Genomic DNA, 15,684 nt, shown 5'->3' on the forward strand with positions numbered 1-15,684 from the left:
TTCACGTGATCCAGCTTTTCTCGAAAGCGTTGGAAGCTACCCGAAAACGCACTCATGCTCGTGGAACACATCGTCGGGGCAGACATGAACAACGCCTGCTCCATACGATCCCTGACAAGTTGAAGCCCGAAGAGCTTCAGGAACTGAAGAATTGGTTAGCAGAAGATCCACATCTCAAACGACTCTACTTTGCTCTTCAAGACATCAGAGCCGTGTATGCCGTTCAAACCCAAGAGGCAGGCGAGGAAGCACTTCAGAAATGGATGGACGACCATCTCTATTCTCCGACTCCTGCGGTTCGTTCCATTGCCAAAACGATTGTCCAGTGGAGAGAGCCCATTCAGAATTATTTTTCCTTTCGGGTAACGAATGCCAAGATTGAAGGGACACACAACAAAGTGAAGGTGATCAAACGAAGAGCCTACGGCTACCGCAATCTAGAGAGATTCAAGATTCGCATTAGACTGGAGTGTAAACCGGCTACATAACTACGAAAAACTGCGATAGAGGGAGATCAAGCACGTTTTACGGTGAAGAGCTTTTTCTTGTAAAATTCGGCTGCGCCAAGCCGCTGCCCAAAATGAAAAACGCTGCCGGCACAGTTTCCCGTGCCAGCAGCGTTTGGCGCTTCTTATCCTTTTGGCAGTTCAAACGAGCTCTTCAGCGACACGATGCGGTTGAAGACGAGCTTGTCAGCCGTCGTATGCTTCGGATCGACGTTGAAGTACCCGTGGCGGAAGAACTGGAATTTGTCATGCGGCTTGGCTTCTTTCATATTTGGCTCTACGAAGCCATTCAGGATTTCGAGGGAGTTCGGATTGATGTTTTCCAGGAACGTTCCCTCGCTGTCTTCCTCGTCGAGAATGAGCGGCTCGTACAGGCGGAATTCGGCAGGAACCGCCTGGGTGGCCTCTACCCAATGGATCGTCCCTTTTACCTTCCGTCCGGTAAATCCGCTGCCGCTCTTGGTCTCGGGATCGTACGTGCAGTGCAGCTCGATCACATTGCCGTCCGCATCCTTGATAACGTCGTTGCATTTGATGAAATAGGCGTGCTTCAGGCGCACTTCGTTCCCCGGGAAGAGGCGGAAGTATTTGCTCGGCGGGTTTTCCATGAAGTCGTCCCGTTCGATGTAAATCTCGCGGGAAAACGGAATTTGCCGGTTGCCCATTTCTTCGTTTTCCGGATTGATCTCCGCTTCCAGCATCTCGACCTGGCCTTCCGGATAGTTGGTGATGACCACCTTCAGCGGATTTAAGATCGCCATGGTGCGCGGTGCCTTGAGCTTCAGGTCTTCGCGGATGAAGTGCTCCAGCATTTTCTCGTCGACCGTGCTGTTGCTGCGAGCCACCCCGATCTCCCTGGCGAAGTTGCGGATCGCTTCAGGCGTATAGCCGCGACGGCGGAATCCGGCGATGGTTGGCATGCGCGGATCGTCCCAGCCATCTACGATGTTCTCATCTACGAGCTGTTTCAGCTTCCGCTTGCTCATGACGGTGTTGGTCAAATTCAGGCGGGCGAACTCGTACTGGCGCGGCACATGCTCCATCTCGCACTCGGCGACGACCCAGTCGTACAGCGGGCGATGATCCTCGAACTCCAGCGAACAGAGCGAGTGGGTCACGCCCTCGATGGCATCCTCCAGCGGATGGGCGAAGTCGTACATCGGATAGATGCACCACTTGTCCCCCGTGTTGTGGTGCGTCGCATGGGAAATGCGATACAGAACCGGGTCGCGCATGTTGATGTTCGGGGAAGCCATGTCGATTTTGGCGCGCAGCACTTTTTCTCCGTCCTTGAATTCGCCGTTGCGCATCCGTTCAAACAAATCGAGGTTTTCTTCCACCGAGCGGTTGCGGAACGGGCTCTCTACGCCAGGCTCCGTCAACGTGCCGCGGTATTTGCGCATGTCTTCGGCAGACAGATCGTCCACGTACGCTTTTCCTTTTTTGATGAGGACCACCGCGCGATTGTACATCTCCTCAAAATAGTCAGAAGCAAAGAACAGCCCGTCCCATTCAAAGCCGAGCCACTTCACGTCTTCTTTGATTGCGTTGACATACTCTGTGTCTTCCTTGAGCGGATTCGTATCGTCAAAGCGCAGGTGGGCTTTCCCGGAAAACTCGCGCGCCAGTTCAAAGTTCAGGCAAATCGCCTTTGCATGTCCAATATGAAGATACCCGTTCGGTTCCGGGGGAAAACGGGTAATGACTTCTTTTACTTTGCCTTCTTGCAAATCTTCGATCACAATATTGCGGATAAAATTGGATGACGCCACTTTATTTTCCAACGAAATCAACCTTTCACTTCACCTTTACATTCCATAATACTGATTCTCCTGACATAGTTCAACAAAATCGGGCCGTAGGCCGGCCCGATGAAGTCTCCCTTCCTGTCATTTTTTCGACGGGGGCTTATAGTAAAGCTGGATCACGGAGTCGAGAGGCATGCGATGCTCCATGATGGCGTTCAGCTTTTCCCTGTGCTCGGGACGGATGAGATGCTTCAGCGGCTGCTTGACATGGTTAAAATGCTCGAACGCCCCTGCCGCGATTTCGTCCCACTGCCGATAGTAACGCAGCAAATCATCCGGCATCACCCGCGAACGGTCGGTACCGGCTTCCGGGAAACAGTCAAAGGGTTCATCCAGGTTCAACGTTCCGTAATCGTCCGTCAGCTCCTCGCCGGGATGAATATCTCGCGCTGCCAGCTCCAGGTCGTACATCGTCGCTACGCATGTCGCATGAAAGCTGTGGTTCACATACCGCGCCTTATCCCAGCAGAGAATGTACTGGCCAAACTGGTTTCTAAACGAATACTTTTGCACTTCCTGCTTTCGTAATGGGTCCAGTTTTTCCACAAATGACGGTTCCAATACCTGATCCAGGTCATCCAGTACCCAAACGATTGTGCCTTTGGGGATAAACTTGGTGGCAAACACACCGTACCCGATCTGATCGTTGATATAGCGCAATTCGGTATCGGGATGCATCATGGCCCTGTGTCACTCCTTGGCGAAGCTGCCTTTTTCCTATCATAAGCAGCGCGGCGGCAGGAGGTGTGCGAATGACTCAAAAATCCGAGGAAAATACCTCCAATTGTTAGGTGTGTCTAACAATTGGAGGGCCCTTCACTTAACAGGCAAGTGGAGCTTTTTTATAATTTGTAATAACATGCCAAACAAAATGTTGTTCCACCTATTTTTTAAGAGTGAGAAATATTCCGACGACTAATAATATAGATCCGATTAATTGGTATTGCTTAATAAAGGCTTCTAATAAAATATTAAATGTACTAGGGGAAGAACTAACGTTAGTTTGTGAATCTGATAAATAAAACATGAATTCCATATAGCCATGTTGTGAACTATTAACTAGTATGTAATAACCTACACATGCTAAAATAACAGATGCTAACCTAAGCAAAATAGCAATATGTTTGTTTGACATATAAATTACCTCCAATTGATTTATCACGAGAGCTAAATTCCCACCACTCCCTAAAATTGTTTTCTCTGTATTAATTATACAATTTTCCTCGAAAATAAATAGTATTCAACTACCACTATTCTCTACACTGGGAAAATAGCCCCTTATGATGTGCGGTCAAGACCCCATTTTGTAGACACGTTGATCCAGCAATCCAAACTTTCCAAGTTGCTTGTATGTCCGCATCCACTTCTTTACACGATCTTTATCTTGGATGTGGAAATGCTCGGTGATTTGACGGTATGTCCATTTTTCCTCAATATGTCCTTTGATTGCCATGAAAAATGCACCCCCTAAAGTTACATCGGATTTCCCTGGGGGTTTTTCCAATGTCTACTTTAAAGGGTGCACTTCACATTCGCTCCGGCGGCCTTTTGCCGTCCCCTGTCCTGTTTATGCCAGTGCCAGCATCCGATCCGGGTGGTTCGTGCAAATCTGCACGTCCGGGTGCCACGCCATGACTGTGCGAATGTGCTCGGGATCATCCAGCGTCCACGCGATCACCTGGCAGCCGCGCTCGATCGCCTCGACCGCCAGCTCGCGGGTCAAATACGGATAACCCATGGACAAAACGCTCGCTCCTGCCTCCTGCAGCTGCTCCATCATCAGCACGGGGCGCCCGTACACAATCAGGCCGGTCGTGACGTCCGCATCCAGCTTCCGCACCTGACGGATCAGGTCATGGTCAAACGACGTGATGTACACCTGTCTCTTCATGTCATGCCGCTCGATTAGCTTTAGCACTTTTTCCGCGATGCCCGGGTACATGTCGCTCGTCGCCTTCAGCTCGATGTTCAGCGTGCAGCGGCCTTTTACGGCTTGCAGTGCCTCGTCCAGCGTCGGGATGCGCTCTCCTGCGAACTTCTCGTCCAGCCAGCTGCCTGCGTCCAGCTCGCGCAGCTCTTGCAGCGTGTGGTCTTTGACGAGCCCCTTGCCGTTCGACGTGCGCTCGAGCGTAAAGTCGTGAATCAGTACAGGAACGCCGTCGCGGGACAGCTGCACATCTATCTCCATCGCCCGGATCGCCGGCTCTTCCAGGGCAAGCCGGATCGCCGCCAGCGTATTTTCCGGCGCCTTGCCCGACCAGCCGCGATGTGCCATGCAAATGTTCATGTCCGTTCCCTCCCTATCTATCCTTATGCGACGACTTGAAGTCCTTGCCCATCTTTTCAATGTCTTGCGAGAAATTCCTTTTGTGCGTGACAAAAAGACAGGAGGGGACTTTCACAGACGCCGACATGGAAAAAGCCGCCCCTCCCGCAGCATTTTGGCAGGAGGGGCAGCTTCATTCGGACAGACCAGTCTGTCCAAAATTTCTTTTATTCATGTATAGCCGCTTATACCCGAATGACCGCATCGAGCGCGATCAGGGCTTCGGCCTCGACGGCTTTGGCCAGCGTTTCTGTGTGGGGGTTGTAGTCTTGCAGCAGGTCTGCGTCTGCGAAGCCGTCAATCGCCAAGATGGCACCTGCTTTTATTCCCCGCAGGGCGGCGATCACGAACAGGGCGGAGTTTTCCATCTCTACTGCCAGCACACCTGCCTTTTGGTAGAGCTTGTGCGGAAAATCCAGCACGCCGTTGTAGAACACATCCAGCGTCAGTGTGATGCCCTCTGCGATGTGCAAGCCGGACTGGCTGGACCTGGCCGCTTGCGCCAGCGCCTCGACGACCCGGCGATCAGCCACGGCCGGAAAGCCCGGCGGCACGATCTGGCTGGTCAAGCCGTCTTGGCGGACAGCGGCGGTGCTGATGACGAGGCTGCCCGGCTGTATTTCCTGCTGGTACGACCCGGCGGTTCCGACGCGGATGATGACCTTCGCGCCGCCCTTGGCCAGCTCCTCGAAGCAGACCGCCGCGCCCGGCGAGCCTACACCGTGACTGACGACGCCCACCGGCACGCCCTTCCATTCTCCCGCGTAACTGTGATATTCCCGGTTTTCCCCCAGCGGACGATGATGATCCAGCCTGGAGGCAATCAGCGCGGCACGCTTCGGGTCTCCGCATACGATGACGCGCTCGGGCAGCAGCGCGGGGTCGATCTTCAAATTGGTCAGCACCTCAATCAGACTCCTTCGATTCTAACTGCTTACTTCTTCTGGAACGACTGCTGCAAGCGGCGGGACAGCGTAGTCAGCTCGCCCAACTCCTCCGTGATCTCCCGCACTTTTTGGTGTTGATTTTCTGCCGTGGCGAACAATTCTTCCAGATTCGCCAGCGACTCCTCCGTGACGGCAGTAATGGTCGACATCTCGCCCGCCACTTCCCCGGAGCGCAGCTTGACGCGGTCCATGCTGGAGCGTACATGCTCGGCTGCCGCCAGGAACGTGACCATCCCTGCGCGCACGGCTTCGATCGAGGCAACTGTTTTGACCGCCAGCTCCTGACCTTTGGCGACAGATTCCTCGCCCGTGCTGATGTGTTGAACCGCATTTTCGCTTTCCTGGTGCAAAGACTTCAAGATTTCCGTAATTTCCTGGGTCGCAGTGGCACTCTGCTCGGCCAGCTTGCGCACTTCATCCGCTACGACGGCAAAGCCCCGTCCGTGCTCGCCGGCCCGCGCCGACTCGATCGCTGCGTTCAACGCCAGCAGGTTGGTCTGTGTGGCAATCTGATTGATGGCCCCCACAATTTCCTCGACGCGGTTCGCCTGGCGATTGAGCTGGTGAATGGTCGAAGCTGCAATCGTGACAGCGGAAACGATCTGCTCCATCTGCCCCGACAGCTCCTGCATCATCACGATGCTCTCCTCCAGGCGCTGATTGCTCTGCTCGGACTCGCTCTTCATCGTATTCGTCTGCGACGTGACTGCGACGATCTCCTGGTCGATCGACTGCACTTCCTCCTCGATCTTCACCGTCGAGTTCGCCTGCGATTCCATCCCGGTCGCCACTTCCTTGAAGGCGATCATCATGTCATCGGTGTTGCGCTTGGTGCCTTCCGCATGTTCATGCACATGCTCGGTCGTGCGGTCCAGCTGCTCTGTAATCATCTGGATGTGCTCCAGCATTTCCGCCAGACGCTGCTCCTTCTCCTCGGCTTCCCGCCGCGCCGCATTCACTTTGTTCAACGAGGCTTGTCCGGCCTGACAAAGGTACGTCACTGCAGCGAGCATCATCAGAATCGCCACGATGCGCACGGCGAGATTGATCTCGGTGTAATCTCCCGTAAAAATCTGATAAGTGCCTGTGTAAAAGCCGATCAGCGTCGCAAGGATCTGGGCGACCCCCGCAAATACGACCAACTTCCAGTCCAGATAGGCCGCCAAAAAACCCATGACGATAAACGCGAGAAAAGCGACTTCCTGCTCCGAACTGAAATGATCGAAGGAAATAGCGTAGAACATAAGTCCGATGGCAACAAGATAGCGAATCACGATACTGTCTTTGCGAATGAAATAGTATGCCGATACAACCAACGTCACCAGAAGGCCAAACGAAATGATCTTCCAGAAATTCACATTTTCCTGGTATGCGATCAGCCCAGCCATCCACAAATGATTCCAAAGAACAAAAATCATGAATCCTTCCTTGTTGGTCAAGGTGTTTCGCACCAACTGAATCATTTTGCCCCCTCCTTATCTTGTCTATTTTCTATATCGGATTCTTCTCCCATTATAGTTGGAGAAATGTCCCTGTACACGTGAAAAAACTGCAAAAATACAGAAACCGATTCGCCCACCTCCGAATAAGCTGACATGACAGATTCCTATTTCAGAGAAGAAAGGACTAACACAAGTGGAATTGAACCGATTGCCCGTCACCGTATTGACGCGTACGATTACCCGGCCGAATACGACCATCTATTACCCGCAGTTGTCGGGACTCGCCAATCGCCAGGCCGAACAGCAAATCAACCGGTCCTTGCTGCAGACCGTTCAGGGACTGATCCATGAGCAGCAGCGCGTGCAGACAGAAGGAAATACCCAGATGCAGGGCAGCTACGAGATCAAAAACAACCAGCGCGGCATTTTCAGCGCCACCATGAACAACTACGCCTACACCCCGCACATGGCTCACGGGATGACTTTCCTTGGATCTGTCTCCGCTGATGTGGATACGGGAAAGCTGTTTGCTCTCAGAGACCTGTTCAAACCGGGCAGCGATTACATCACCGTCCTGTCTGACAACATCAAAAGGCAAATCAAGCAGCGAAACATTCCGACCTTAGGCGACTTTACGACGATCAAGCCCGACCAGGATTTTTATCTCGCCGACAAGACATTGGTCATTTACTTTCAGCTCTATGAAATCACGCCGTACTACGTCGGCTTCCCCATGTTTCCCATTTCCGTCTACGACCTGGAGCCGATCATCAACGAGGCAGGTCCACTCAGCATTTTGGCGGCTGACTGACTGCCAAGGCCGCTTCCGTTTTGCGGCAAAGACAAACTAACGACAAAGAAAAAGCTGATGCGCTCATCGATCGGCACCAGCTTTTCCTTTGCCGGGTCGGTACGTTGTTTTTGAACAGCCAGATAAGCATTTACTTATACAATCGAAGCTGTTAGTATGTTTTTTGTACATATTTACGCAAGCAAGAATGTGTGTGGCATATCGGACCCGCTTTTTCGGAGGAAGGATACTCATGCAATATTACGGACATAAAGTCAGTCAAACTGCCAGATTTTTCAGCAAAAAGCTGAACGGCGTGCTCTCGCCCATGGGCTTGTACAGCTCGCAATGGGCCATCCTCATGTGCCTGTACTGCCGCAACACGTTGACACAGGTTCAAATCAGCAACTACCTTCACGTGGAGGCGCCGACGATTACCCGGACGCTGACCCGTCTGGAAGAACTGGGCTGGGTCATCCGCGCAGAAGGCGAGGACAAACGGGAGCGCTACGTGTCGCTCTCGCCGCAAGCGCTGGAAAAATTCCCGGAATGGCTACAGGCCGCCGTCCAGCTCGAACAAGCCGCCCTGCGCGACATATCCGAGGACGAATTGGCGACCTTTAACCGCGTCCTGAAGAAAATGAACGAAAATTTGACCAGCATCTGACCCAACCCGCTCTTTCCGCAAGAAATGCTTCCTCTCCCGGCGCGCACCAGACGCTATCGGAAAGGGAAGCCTTTTTCTTTTTGCCCGGCTGCGCTATTGCATCCGCTTGACGATATTGCGCGCCATCCAGACGCCTGCCGCACCTGCCTGCGCCAGACCGCGGGTAATCCCTGCCCCGTCTCCGCCGCAGAACAGGCCTTTGATCTCGGTCTCGAATTCTTCCGTCAGCTTCGGACGAGCCGAGTAAAATTTCGCTTCGACCCCATAGAACAGCGTGTGCTCCGACGCGATCCCCGGCGTCACTTTTTCCAGTGCCTCCACCATTTCGATCAGGCTTTTCATTGTGTTGTACGGCAGCACCAGGCCGAGGTCGCCCGGCACGGCTTCTTTCAGCGTAGGTTCCAGGAATCCTTCGCGGATGCGAGATTCCGTAGAGCGGCGGCCGCGCAAAATATCGCCGTACTTCTGCACGATGACCCCGCCGCTTGACAGGTCGTTCGCCCGCTTGCAAATTTCCCTGGCGTATTCGTTCGGCTTGTCGAACGGCTCCGTAAAGGTGTGCGAAACCAGCAGCGCAAAGTTCGTATTGGTCGAGCCGAGCGCCGGATCTTTGTACGAGTGGCCGTTTGCCGCCATGACCCCGCTGTGGTTTTCCACGACGACGTGGCCGGACGGATTGCTGCAGAAGGTGCGGACACGCGTGCCTACGGATGTATTGAAAATGAACTTTCCTTCATACAAATGCTCATTGATTTCCCGCATCACGATGTCGGACGTCTCGACGCGCACCCCGACATCCACCTGATTGTTGTACATCTTGAGGCGGCGCTTTTTCAGAATATCGGTCAGCCATGCCGAACCGTCCCGGCCCGGTCCGATGACCACGAAGCCACTTTCGTACTCTTCCCCGTTTTTCAGCACGACGCCTTTGACGCGGTGGCCGTCCTGCTCCTTGACTGTGAGGATGTCCTCGACCTCGGTCTTGAACAGCATGTCGATGCGGTCCTTGAGGTATTCAAAGATCGACTGCAAAATTTGCAGGTTTTGCTCCGTACCAAGGTGGCGCACCTGTGCCCGCAGCAGCTTGAGACCTGCTGCATATCCGCGCTGCTCGATGCTTTTGATCGTCTCTGTCGTCGGGTCCGTAATGACTTCGGTGGCCCCGTGCTCCAGATTGATCGCATCGACGTATTTGATCAGATTCAGGACAGTGGATGGGCTGAGGTAGTCCGTCATCCAGCCGCCAAATTCTGTGGTAATGTTGAATTTCCCGTCGCTGTACGCTCCCGCTCCGCCAAAACCGCTGGTGATGGAACAGGCCGGCAGACAGCCCGCGAAGTCTTTCTTGCCCGCAGGCGGCGGACAGAGCTTGATTTTCTCCTCGAGAATCGGACAGCGCCTGCTGTAGATGTCGTGCCCTTTGTCAATCAAGAGCACCTTGGCTTGCGGCCATTTTCGCGTCAGCTCATAAGACGTAAATATCCCTGCCGGACCTGCTCCCACCACGATCACATCATACTTCTTCATGTTCGTTTCCCCCTCGTGAGCATAAAAAATTCCCGGCCGACGAACAGGGTGTGTCAGAACAACCCCATTCGTAGCCGGGAATTTACGGTTCCCTGTAGAGACCCTCAAACCATATTTCTGAGGATATACGAATTGCGAGATTCATCGAGCCAGTTGTAGGTCTATCAACCATTTGAATCATAACGGGTTATGTGAATCATGTCAATAATAATACACCCATTTATTCGTGTTTACAAAAAATTTACACCTGAAGTTGTACACAATCAGCAAGTTCAAAAAGAAAATCCGAACATTAAATACGAACGTTCGGATTTCCCCCAAAAACTCCTGCCACAATCCGCCCCGTACAAACAGATCACTGCCTGCTTTCGCCCGCTCGGCTCCCATTTCATGAAATGGAGTACAACGTGCCTGCAGACAAGAGGTAACAGATGCGGCGAGCATATTGAACTGTCTGAAAAATTCTGATAGATTGAAGCAAGAACGATCCTGCCCGAGCGCCTTTCACTTGCGCTCCTGCGCGGCAGAGCATAGGGGGAAACACGTTGGTACAATCGATAGATCGGGCGATGAGCATCATCCACGTCCTGATCTCTGACGAAAACAAGTCGAGCTGGTCGATCTCGGATATCGCCGACCGGACGGCACTCCCGCTAAGTACGGTCCACCGCCTGATCAGTACCTTGATGAAATACGGGCTCATCATGCAGATCCCGGAGACGAAGCAGTACAAGCTCGGCTACACCTGGATGGAGATCGGGTTGCAACTGCTGGACAAGATCGATATGCGCGCAGTCGCCCGTTCGGTGATGGAGCGTCTCGCCTCCGAGGTGAAAGAGACCGTCTATTTAAGCATCCCGCACGGTACGAGCGCCATCGTCCTCGAACGGGTAGAGGGTCCCATGACGGTGCGGATCATCGACAATCTGGGCGAGCGGATTCCGCTGCACATCGGCGCGGCGAACAAGACGATGCTGGCCAATATGGACCCTGCGGAAGCCGCAAGCATCGCAGCCCAGCTCATCCCGGAGGCGGAAGCCCGGCGGGAACTGCTGGAGCGGCTGCCGCTCATCAGGCAAAACGGCTACGCCGTCAGTTACGGCGAAAAAACCGAAGGAACCGCCTCGGTCGCCGCGCCGATCATCGGCCACAACCACAAAGTAGCAGGCGCTTTGAGCATTGGCGTTCCCAGTTACCGGATTACCGACGAACGGCTGGCGCTTCTGATCGAGCAAGCCAAACTGGGCGCAAAGGAAATCTCGCTGAAAATCGGCGGACTTCCTTAATTTTTTATCCACAATGCGGAAACACATTTCATATTGCGGAAAATGGAGGCGTTTTTCATGAGTAAATGGCAAACAAAAGAACAGCTGGTTGATCTTCTGTGCAGTCTGGTCCGCATTCCGAGCGTGACGGGTTCTGCGGCGGAAAAGGAGCTGCCAGGCTATGTCGTAGAGCAGCTGCGCACCCTGCCCTATTTTCAGGCTCATCCCGACCGTGTACGCGCCAATCCGACAGAGGATGGACGCCACTTCGTCACGGCGCTCGCAAAAAAGGAGGGGGTCCGTGACACGGTCATTCTCGTCAGCCATTTTGATGTCGTCGATGTGGAAGACTACGGCACATGGCGCACCCATGCGTTCGATCCCCAGACCCTCACTCCGCTGTTTCAGCAAAATGCCGCCGACATGCCGGCCGAGGTCAAAAGCGACCTGCACAGCGGCAATTGGCTGTTCGGCCGCGGGACGATGGATATGAAGTGCGGTCTCACCCTGCACATGTCGATGATCGAGCGCGCATGCGCCGGGGAGTTCGACGGCAATCTTTTGCTGCTGACCGTTCCGGACGAGGAGGTCAACTCCGTCGGGATGCGCGCTGCCGTCCCCGCCCTGCTCGCCCTCGCCGAAGAATACGACCTGCACTACAAGGCTGTCCTGAACTCGGAGCCGATGTTCACCCGCTTTCCCGGCGACCAGAACAAGTACCTGTACACCGGCTCTATCGGCAAGGTGCTGCCCGGCTTCCTCTGCTACGGAAAGGAAACGCATGTGGGAGAGCCTTTTGCCGGCCTGAACGGCAATTTTATGGCTTCCCAGCTTACTTGCGAGCTGGAGCTGAACACCTCGTTTTGCGAGATCGTCGAGGGGGAAGCCTCCCCTCCGCCTACCAACCTGCTGCAGAAGGACTTGAAAAAAGAATATTCCGTGCAAATCCCGCACCGCGCCGTCACCCTGTTTAACCTGTTCCTGCTGGAAAAACGGATGGAGGACGTCGTGCAGCCGCTTCTCGCAGCAGCCGAACGCGTCGCGGAGCGAATCCGCCAGACGTATGTCCGACATGTCAGCCAGTTTGTCGCAAATGCGCCGTTCACACCGCGCGACCTGTCCATTCGGGTGATGACCTACGAGCAGTTGCACATGTATGCCGTGCGCACCTACGGCGAGGAACGGCTGAACCGCCTCCAGGCCGAAGTGGTCGCCAACCGGTGCGGCAAGGACGACCGCGACTTGACCATCGAGCTGGTCGACCAGCTGGCGATCCTGTGCAAGGAGCTGTCCCCGATGATCGTCCTGTTCTTTGCGCCGCCGTTCTACCCCGCAGTCAGCTCCCGCCAGCATCAGGCCATACAGCGAACCGTGGCGGAGATGGAAGCCTACGCACAGGGGCAGCACCAGGTCACGCTGGTCCATCAGCATTACTTCGGCGGCATCTCCGACTTGAGCTACGTAGGCTTGCAATACCCGGCGGCCTCGATGCAGCCGCTCGTGGCGAACATGCCGATGTGGGATCGGGGCTATTCTATCCCGCTGCACGAGCTGGAAGCCTTCGATGTGCCTGTCATGAACCTCGGGCCAATCGGACGGGACGCTCACCAGTGGACGGAGCGGCTCGATGTCGATTACGCGTTCGGCACGCTCCTGGACATGTTGCCGCGCTGCATTCACTCCTTGTTGCAATAGTTGGCGAAAAAAGCACATGCGCCCACGCAAAATACCCGCTCCCCGGCTGATGATGCCAGGTGCGGGTATTTCATTTCGCTATTTCCTTTGCGATGTGCGCTACAAAATCGGGGACAACAGCCGCGTCAGCGATTCCTGAATCCGCGAGCGCATCGGCCGGTTCAAGTATTCCTCCATCGTCATTTCCCGGCAGTCGGCGAGATCGGCGATGAACAGCTCCTCCAGCTTTTGCGCCATCCGCGTGTCAAACAGGTAGGCATTCGTCTCGAAGTTGAGCTTGAAGCTGCGGATGTCGATATTGGCGGTTCCCACGCAAGACAGCTGTGTGTCGACCACGATCGTTTTGGCATGCATGAATCCTTTTTCGTACAAAAAGCAGCGCACCCCGCTTCTCAGCAGCTCGCCCAAATAGGAATGGGTCGCCCAAAACACCATCAGATGGTCCGGCTTCCCCGGCACCATGACGCGCACATCCACGCCCGACATGACCGCCATTTTGAGTGCGGTCAACATGCTGTCGTCCGGGATGAAGTACGGCGTCTGCAGGTAGATTTTTTTGCGCGCCTTGTAAATCATTTTCAGGTGGGCGTGCTTGATTTGCTGCTTCTCGGAATTGGGGCCGCTCGAGACGATCTGGATTCCGATCCCTTTGTCCATACCGTGCATCTCCGGAAAATACGTCAGCGATTCCTCCATCCGCTTCGGGGAAGACAGATTCCAGTCGAGGAAGAAACGCGCCTGCATCATGTAGACGGCTTTGCCCTCGAGCCGCAAATGGGTGTCTCGCCAATAGCCGAGCTTTTTCTTGCCCAAGTATTCGTCTCCGATATTGAAGCCGCCAATGTAGCCGATCTTGCCGTCGATGATCGTCAGCTTCCGGTGATTGCGGAAATTGACCCGAAAGTTGATAAAAGAAAAAGCAGCCGGGAAAAAGGCTACGGCTTCTCCCCCCGCTGCGAGCAGCGGACGAAAGAACCGCGCCGGGATGCCCGCTGATCCTACCGCATCGTACAGCAACCTGACCTTCACGCCTTGCGAAGCCTTTTTGACGAGCAGATTCATGAGATCGGTCCCGAGTTCGTCGTTGCGAATCGTGTAATACATAAGGTGAACGTGCTCGCGCGCCTGTTCAATCTGCTGCAGCATGTCGTCAAACAGGCTGTTCCCTTCCGTAAAAATCCGCACCGAGTTGTCTTGCGTGTAATACGCCCCGTCGCTGACCACGTTCATGTAGATCATATCGCGGTGCCGTTCCATGGCGGGGTCGTTCACGTTCAGGTTGCCGCTCTCGAGCAGCTGCTTCTGTCTGTCAATAGCTGCCCGGAAGTGGGAGAACTCCCCCTCCTTCAGCCGGTACAGCTTCTTCTTGCTTAGTTTTTGGCCAAAGAGCAGATAAATCAAAAAGCCGACCCCCGGCAAGAAGAGCAGCACCATCAGCCAGGCCCAGGTAGCCGCAATGTTGCGCCGTTCCATAAAGATGAGGACAGCGGCCAGCATGAGATTGCCGATGGAAATAACCGCGACGATTTGTTCGAGCAACAACATGACCCCACATCCATTTAGAGGATTTCTCCCATTTTACACCATTCTGTCCCATTATTCATCCAGGCGGTAAAGAAACGGCTGTCGCACACCCGCGCACGGGTTCGCTCACTTATTCGATTCGCAGTGCCATTCCTATACGCAGCGAGTGTACGCCGCCTGGCAAAAACGAAAACAACTCCCCTACCGAGAGACCAGAAAGGAAGTTGCGACCGCTTCACGTATGGGCCCCCTCCGGCACATGATTGCGGATGAGATCCATAAAAATATCCAACGCTTTCGTATGAAACTCATTTGCTTTCGTCAGCAGGGAAAAATGCCGGGTGACAGGTGTGCCCGGTACTTTCAGCGTGCAGAGCGTTCCCAGTTTGCGCTCCTTGCGAATGGCCCAATAGGAGAGCAGGCTGATGCCCAGTCCCGCCTCTACCGATTCCTTGATTACCTGTGTGCTGCCAAATTCCATGCGCTTCGCCGGCGTGATGTTCAACTGGCGGAACATCTTCTCCGCCGCTTCGCGTGTTCCGGACCCTGCTTCGCGCACGATCCACGTCTCGCCCTCGAGCTCGGCGGCCTCGACTTTCTCCCTGGCAGCCAGCGGATGATGCGCCGAAGCGATCAGGTACATGCGATCATCGGCAAAGGGCTCGATGCACATCTTGTCATCGACGTACTCCCCCTCCACGATGCCGACATCCAGCTGGCGATTCGCGACCTGCTCTGCGATGACGGCCGAATTGTGGATCGTGATCGTCGGCGTGACGGCAGGGTAGTGCTTGCGCATTGTCGCGACCACATGGGGCAGGACGTATTCCCCGTACGTGTAGCTCGCGCCGATGGTCAGGCGGCCGCTCGGCGTATTCATCAGGTCGTCCACCAGACTTTGCATGCGCGTGTACAGGCCGAGAATTTCTCTGGCGTGGTGATACACGATCTCGCCTGCACGATTCAGCCGGACGTACTTGTTGGTTCGCTCCAGCAGCTTCGTCCCGATGGCCCGCTCCAGCGCCAAAATGTACTGGCTGACGGCAGGCTGCGTCATATGCAGCTCCTCCGCCGCCCGAGAGAAGCTCTGTCGGTCCGCTACCGTCACGAAAACGCGCAATTGTTGATCCACTGTCTACCCTCCCGCGTTTGGTTGTCCTTTAATTATACCATTTTACTTATCATAG

General features: G+C 54.5%; 14 protein-coding genes and 1 riboswitch. Of the genes, 5 read left to right on the forward strand and 9 right to left on the reverse strand.

Annotation, left to right across the window (positions count from 1 at the left end):
* On the forward strand, positions 1–488 hold a 488-nt coding region (locus ACFSO0_RS01860; protein WP_376875502.1), incomplete at its 5' end, for a transposase.
* Between the two features lie 143 nt (positions 489–631).
* On the opposite strand, the gene ACFSO0_RS01865 is transcribed toward ACFSO0_RS01860, so the two are convergent.
* From ACFSO0_RS01865 to ACFSO0_RS01890, 6 genes are all read right to left on the reverse strand, one after another.
* The gene (locus tag ACFSO0_RS01865; RefSeq protein ID WP_376875505.1) at positions 632–2,299 is read right to left on the reverse strand and encodes a glutamine--tRNA ligase/YqeY domain fusion protein; all 1,668 of its coding nucleotides are present in this window, start codon (positions 2,297–2,299) and stop codon (positions 632–634) included.
* A gap of 96 nt (positions 2,300–2,395) precedes the next feature.
* Positions 2,396–2,995 (reverse strand): SET domain-containing protein, encoded by a 600-nt coding sequence (locus tag ACFSO0_RS01870; protein WP_376875508.1) that lies wholly within the window; start codon positions 2,993–2,995, stop codon positions 2,396–2,398.
* Between the two features lie 610 nt (positions 2,996–3,605).
* Positions 3,606–3,767 carry a hypothetical protein gene (locus ACFSO0_RS01875; RefSeq protein WP_376875511.1) on the reverse strand — a complete coding sequence of 54 codons (162 nt, stop codon included), beginning with the start codon at positions 3,765–3,767 and terminating at the stop codon, positions 3,606–3,608.
* A gap of 114 nt (positions 3,768–3,881) precedes the next feature.
* Entirely contained in the window at positions 3,882–4,601 is a 720-nt protein-coding gene (locus ACFSO0_RS01880) for a glycerophosphodiester phosphodiesterase (RefSeq protein ID WP_376875514.1), read from the reverse strand.
* A 224-nt stretch (positions 4,602–4,825) separates the two neighbouring features.
* Positions 4,826–5,545: a nucleoside phosphorylase gene (locus ACFSO0_RS01885; protein WP_376875517.1), complete on the reverse strand. Its 720-nt coding sequence runs from the start codon at positions 5,543–5,545 to the stop codon at positions 4,826–4,828.
* A gap of 29 nt (positions 5,546–5,574) precedes the next feature.
* Positions 5,575–7,050, reverse strand: coding sequence for a methyl-accepting chemotaxis protein (locus ACFSO0_RS01890; protein WP_376875520.1), 1,476 nt, complete (start codon positions 7,048–7,050; stop codon positions 5,575–5,577).
* A 172-nt stretch (positions 7,051–7,222) separates the two neighbouring features.
* Here ACFSO0_RS01890 and ACFSO0_RS01895 point away from each other — a divergent pair, with 172 nt between their 5' ends.
* Complete coding sequence (locus tag ACFSO0_RS01895) at positions 7,223–7,840, forward strand: DUF3298 and DUF4163 domain-containing protein (protein WP_376875523.1); 618 nt, start codon at positions 7,223–7,225, stop codon at positions 7,838–7,840.
* A gap of 232 nt (positions 7,841–8,072) precedes the next feature.
* Complete coding sequence (locus ACFSO0_RS01900) at positions 8,073–8,486, forward strand: MarR family winged helix-turn-helix transcriptional regulator (protein ID WP_376875526.1); 414 nt, start codon at positions 8,073–8,075, stop codon at positions 8,484–8,486.
* A 93-nt stretch (positions 8,487–8,579) separates the two neighbouring features.
* Here the strand turns inward: ACFSO0_RS01900 and ACFSO0_RS01905 are convergent, their stop codons facing one another.
* On the reverse strand, positions 8,580–10,013 hold the full coding sequence (locus ACFSO0_RS01905) for an NAD(P)/FAD-dependent oxidoreductase (protein WP_376875529.1): 1,434 nt from the start codon (positions 10,011–10,013) through the stop codon (positions 8,580–8,582).
* 51 nt (positions 10,014–10,064) lie between these two features.
* Positions 10,065–10,164, reverse strand: a riboswitch (purine riboswitch).
* Between the two features lie 394 nt (positions 10,165–10,558).
* Here ACFSO0_RS01905 and ACFSO0_RS01910 point away from each other — a divergent pair.
* Together ACFSO0_RS01910 and ACFSO0_RS01915 are read left to right on the forward strand one after the other, a co-directional pair.
* Positions 10,559–11,299, forward strand: a complete 741-nt coding sequence (locus ACFSO0_RS01910) for an IclR family transcriptional regulator (protein WP_376875532.1) — start codon at positions 10,559–10,561, stop codon at positions 11,297–11,299.
* Between the two features lie 57 nt (positions 11,300–11,356).
* Positions 11,357–12,973 (forward strand): M20/M25/M40 family metallo-hydrolase, encoded by a 1,617-nt coding sequence (locus tag ACFSO0_RS01915; protein ID WP_376875535.1) that lies wholly within the window; start codon positions 11,357–11,359, stop codon positions 12,971–12,973.
* Positions 12,974–13,072: 99 nt separating this feature from the next.
* Here the strand turns inward: ACFSO0_RS01915 and cls are convergent, their stop codons facing one another.
* Entirely contained in the window at positions 13,073–14,518 is a 1,446-nt protein-coding gene (gene cls, locus ACFSO0_RS01920; RefSeq protein ID WP_376875538.1) for a cardiolipin synthase, read from the reverse strand.
* 214 nt (positions 14,519–14,732) lie between these two features.
* Positions 14,733–15,629, reverse strand: a complete 897-nt coding sequence (locus tag ACFSO0_RS01925) for a LysR family transcriptional regulator (protein ID WP_376875541.1) — start codon at positions 15,627–15,629, stop codon at positions 14,733–14,735.
* Positions 15,630–15,684: the final 55 nt, after the last annotated feature.

It is taken from the genome of Brevibacillus sp. GCM10020057 (genome assembly GCF_042683565.1).
In the GTDB taxonomy this organism is placed as follows: Bacteria; Bacillota; Bacilli; order Brevibacillales; family Brevibacillaceae; genus Brevibacillus.

Excerpts from the sequence above, each read along its gene's own strand:
- ACFSO0_RS01870 (WP_376875508.1), bottom strand. The coding sequence starts at position 2,995 with ATGATGCATCCCGATACCGAATTGCGCTATATCAACGATCAGATCGGG.
- ACFSO0_RS01875 (WP_376875511.1), bottom strand. The coding sequence starts at position 3,767 with ATGGCAATCAAAGGACATATTGAGGAAAAATGGACATACCGTCAAATC.
- ACFSO0_RS01880 (WP_376875514.1), bottom strand. The coding sequence starts at position 4,601 with ATGAACATTTGCATGGCACATCGCGGCTGGTCGGGCAAGGCGCCGGAA.
- ACFSO0_RS01890 (WP_376875520.1), bottom strand. The coding sequence starts at position 7,050 with ATGATTCAGTTGGTGCGAAACACCTTGACCAACAAGGAAGGATTCATG.
- ACFSO0_RS01900 (WP_376875526.1), top strand. The coding sequence starts at position 8,073 with ATGCAATATTACGGACATAAAGTCAGTCAAACTGCCAGATTTTTCAGC.
- ACFSO0_RS01905 (WP_376875529.1), bottom strand. The coding sequence starts at position 10,013 with ATGAAGAAGTATGATGTGATCGTGGTGGGAGCAGGTCCGGCAGGGATA.
- ACFSO0_RS01915 (WP_376875535.1), top strand. The coding sequence starts at position 11,357 with ATGAGTAAATGGCAAACAAAAGAACAGCTGGTTGATCTTCTGTGCAGT.
- cls (WP_376875538.1), bottom strand. The coding sequence starts at position 14,518 with ATGTTGTTGCTCGAACAAATCGTCGCGGTTATTTCCATCGGCAATCTC.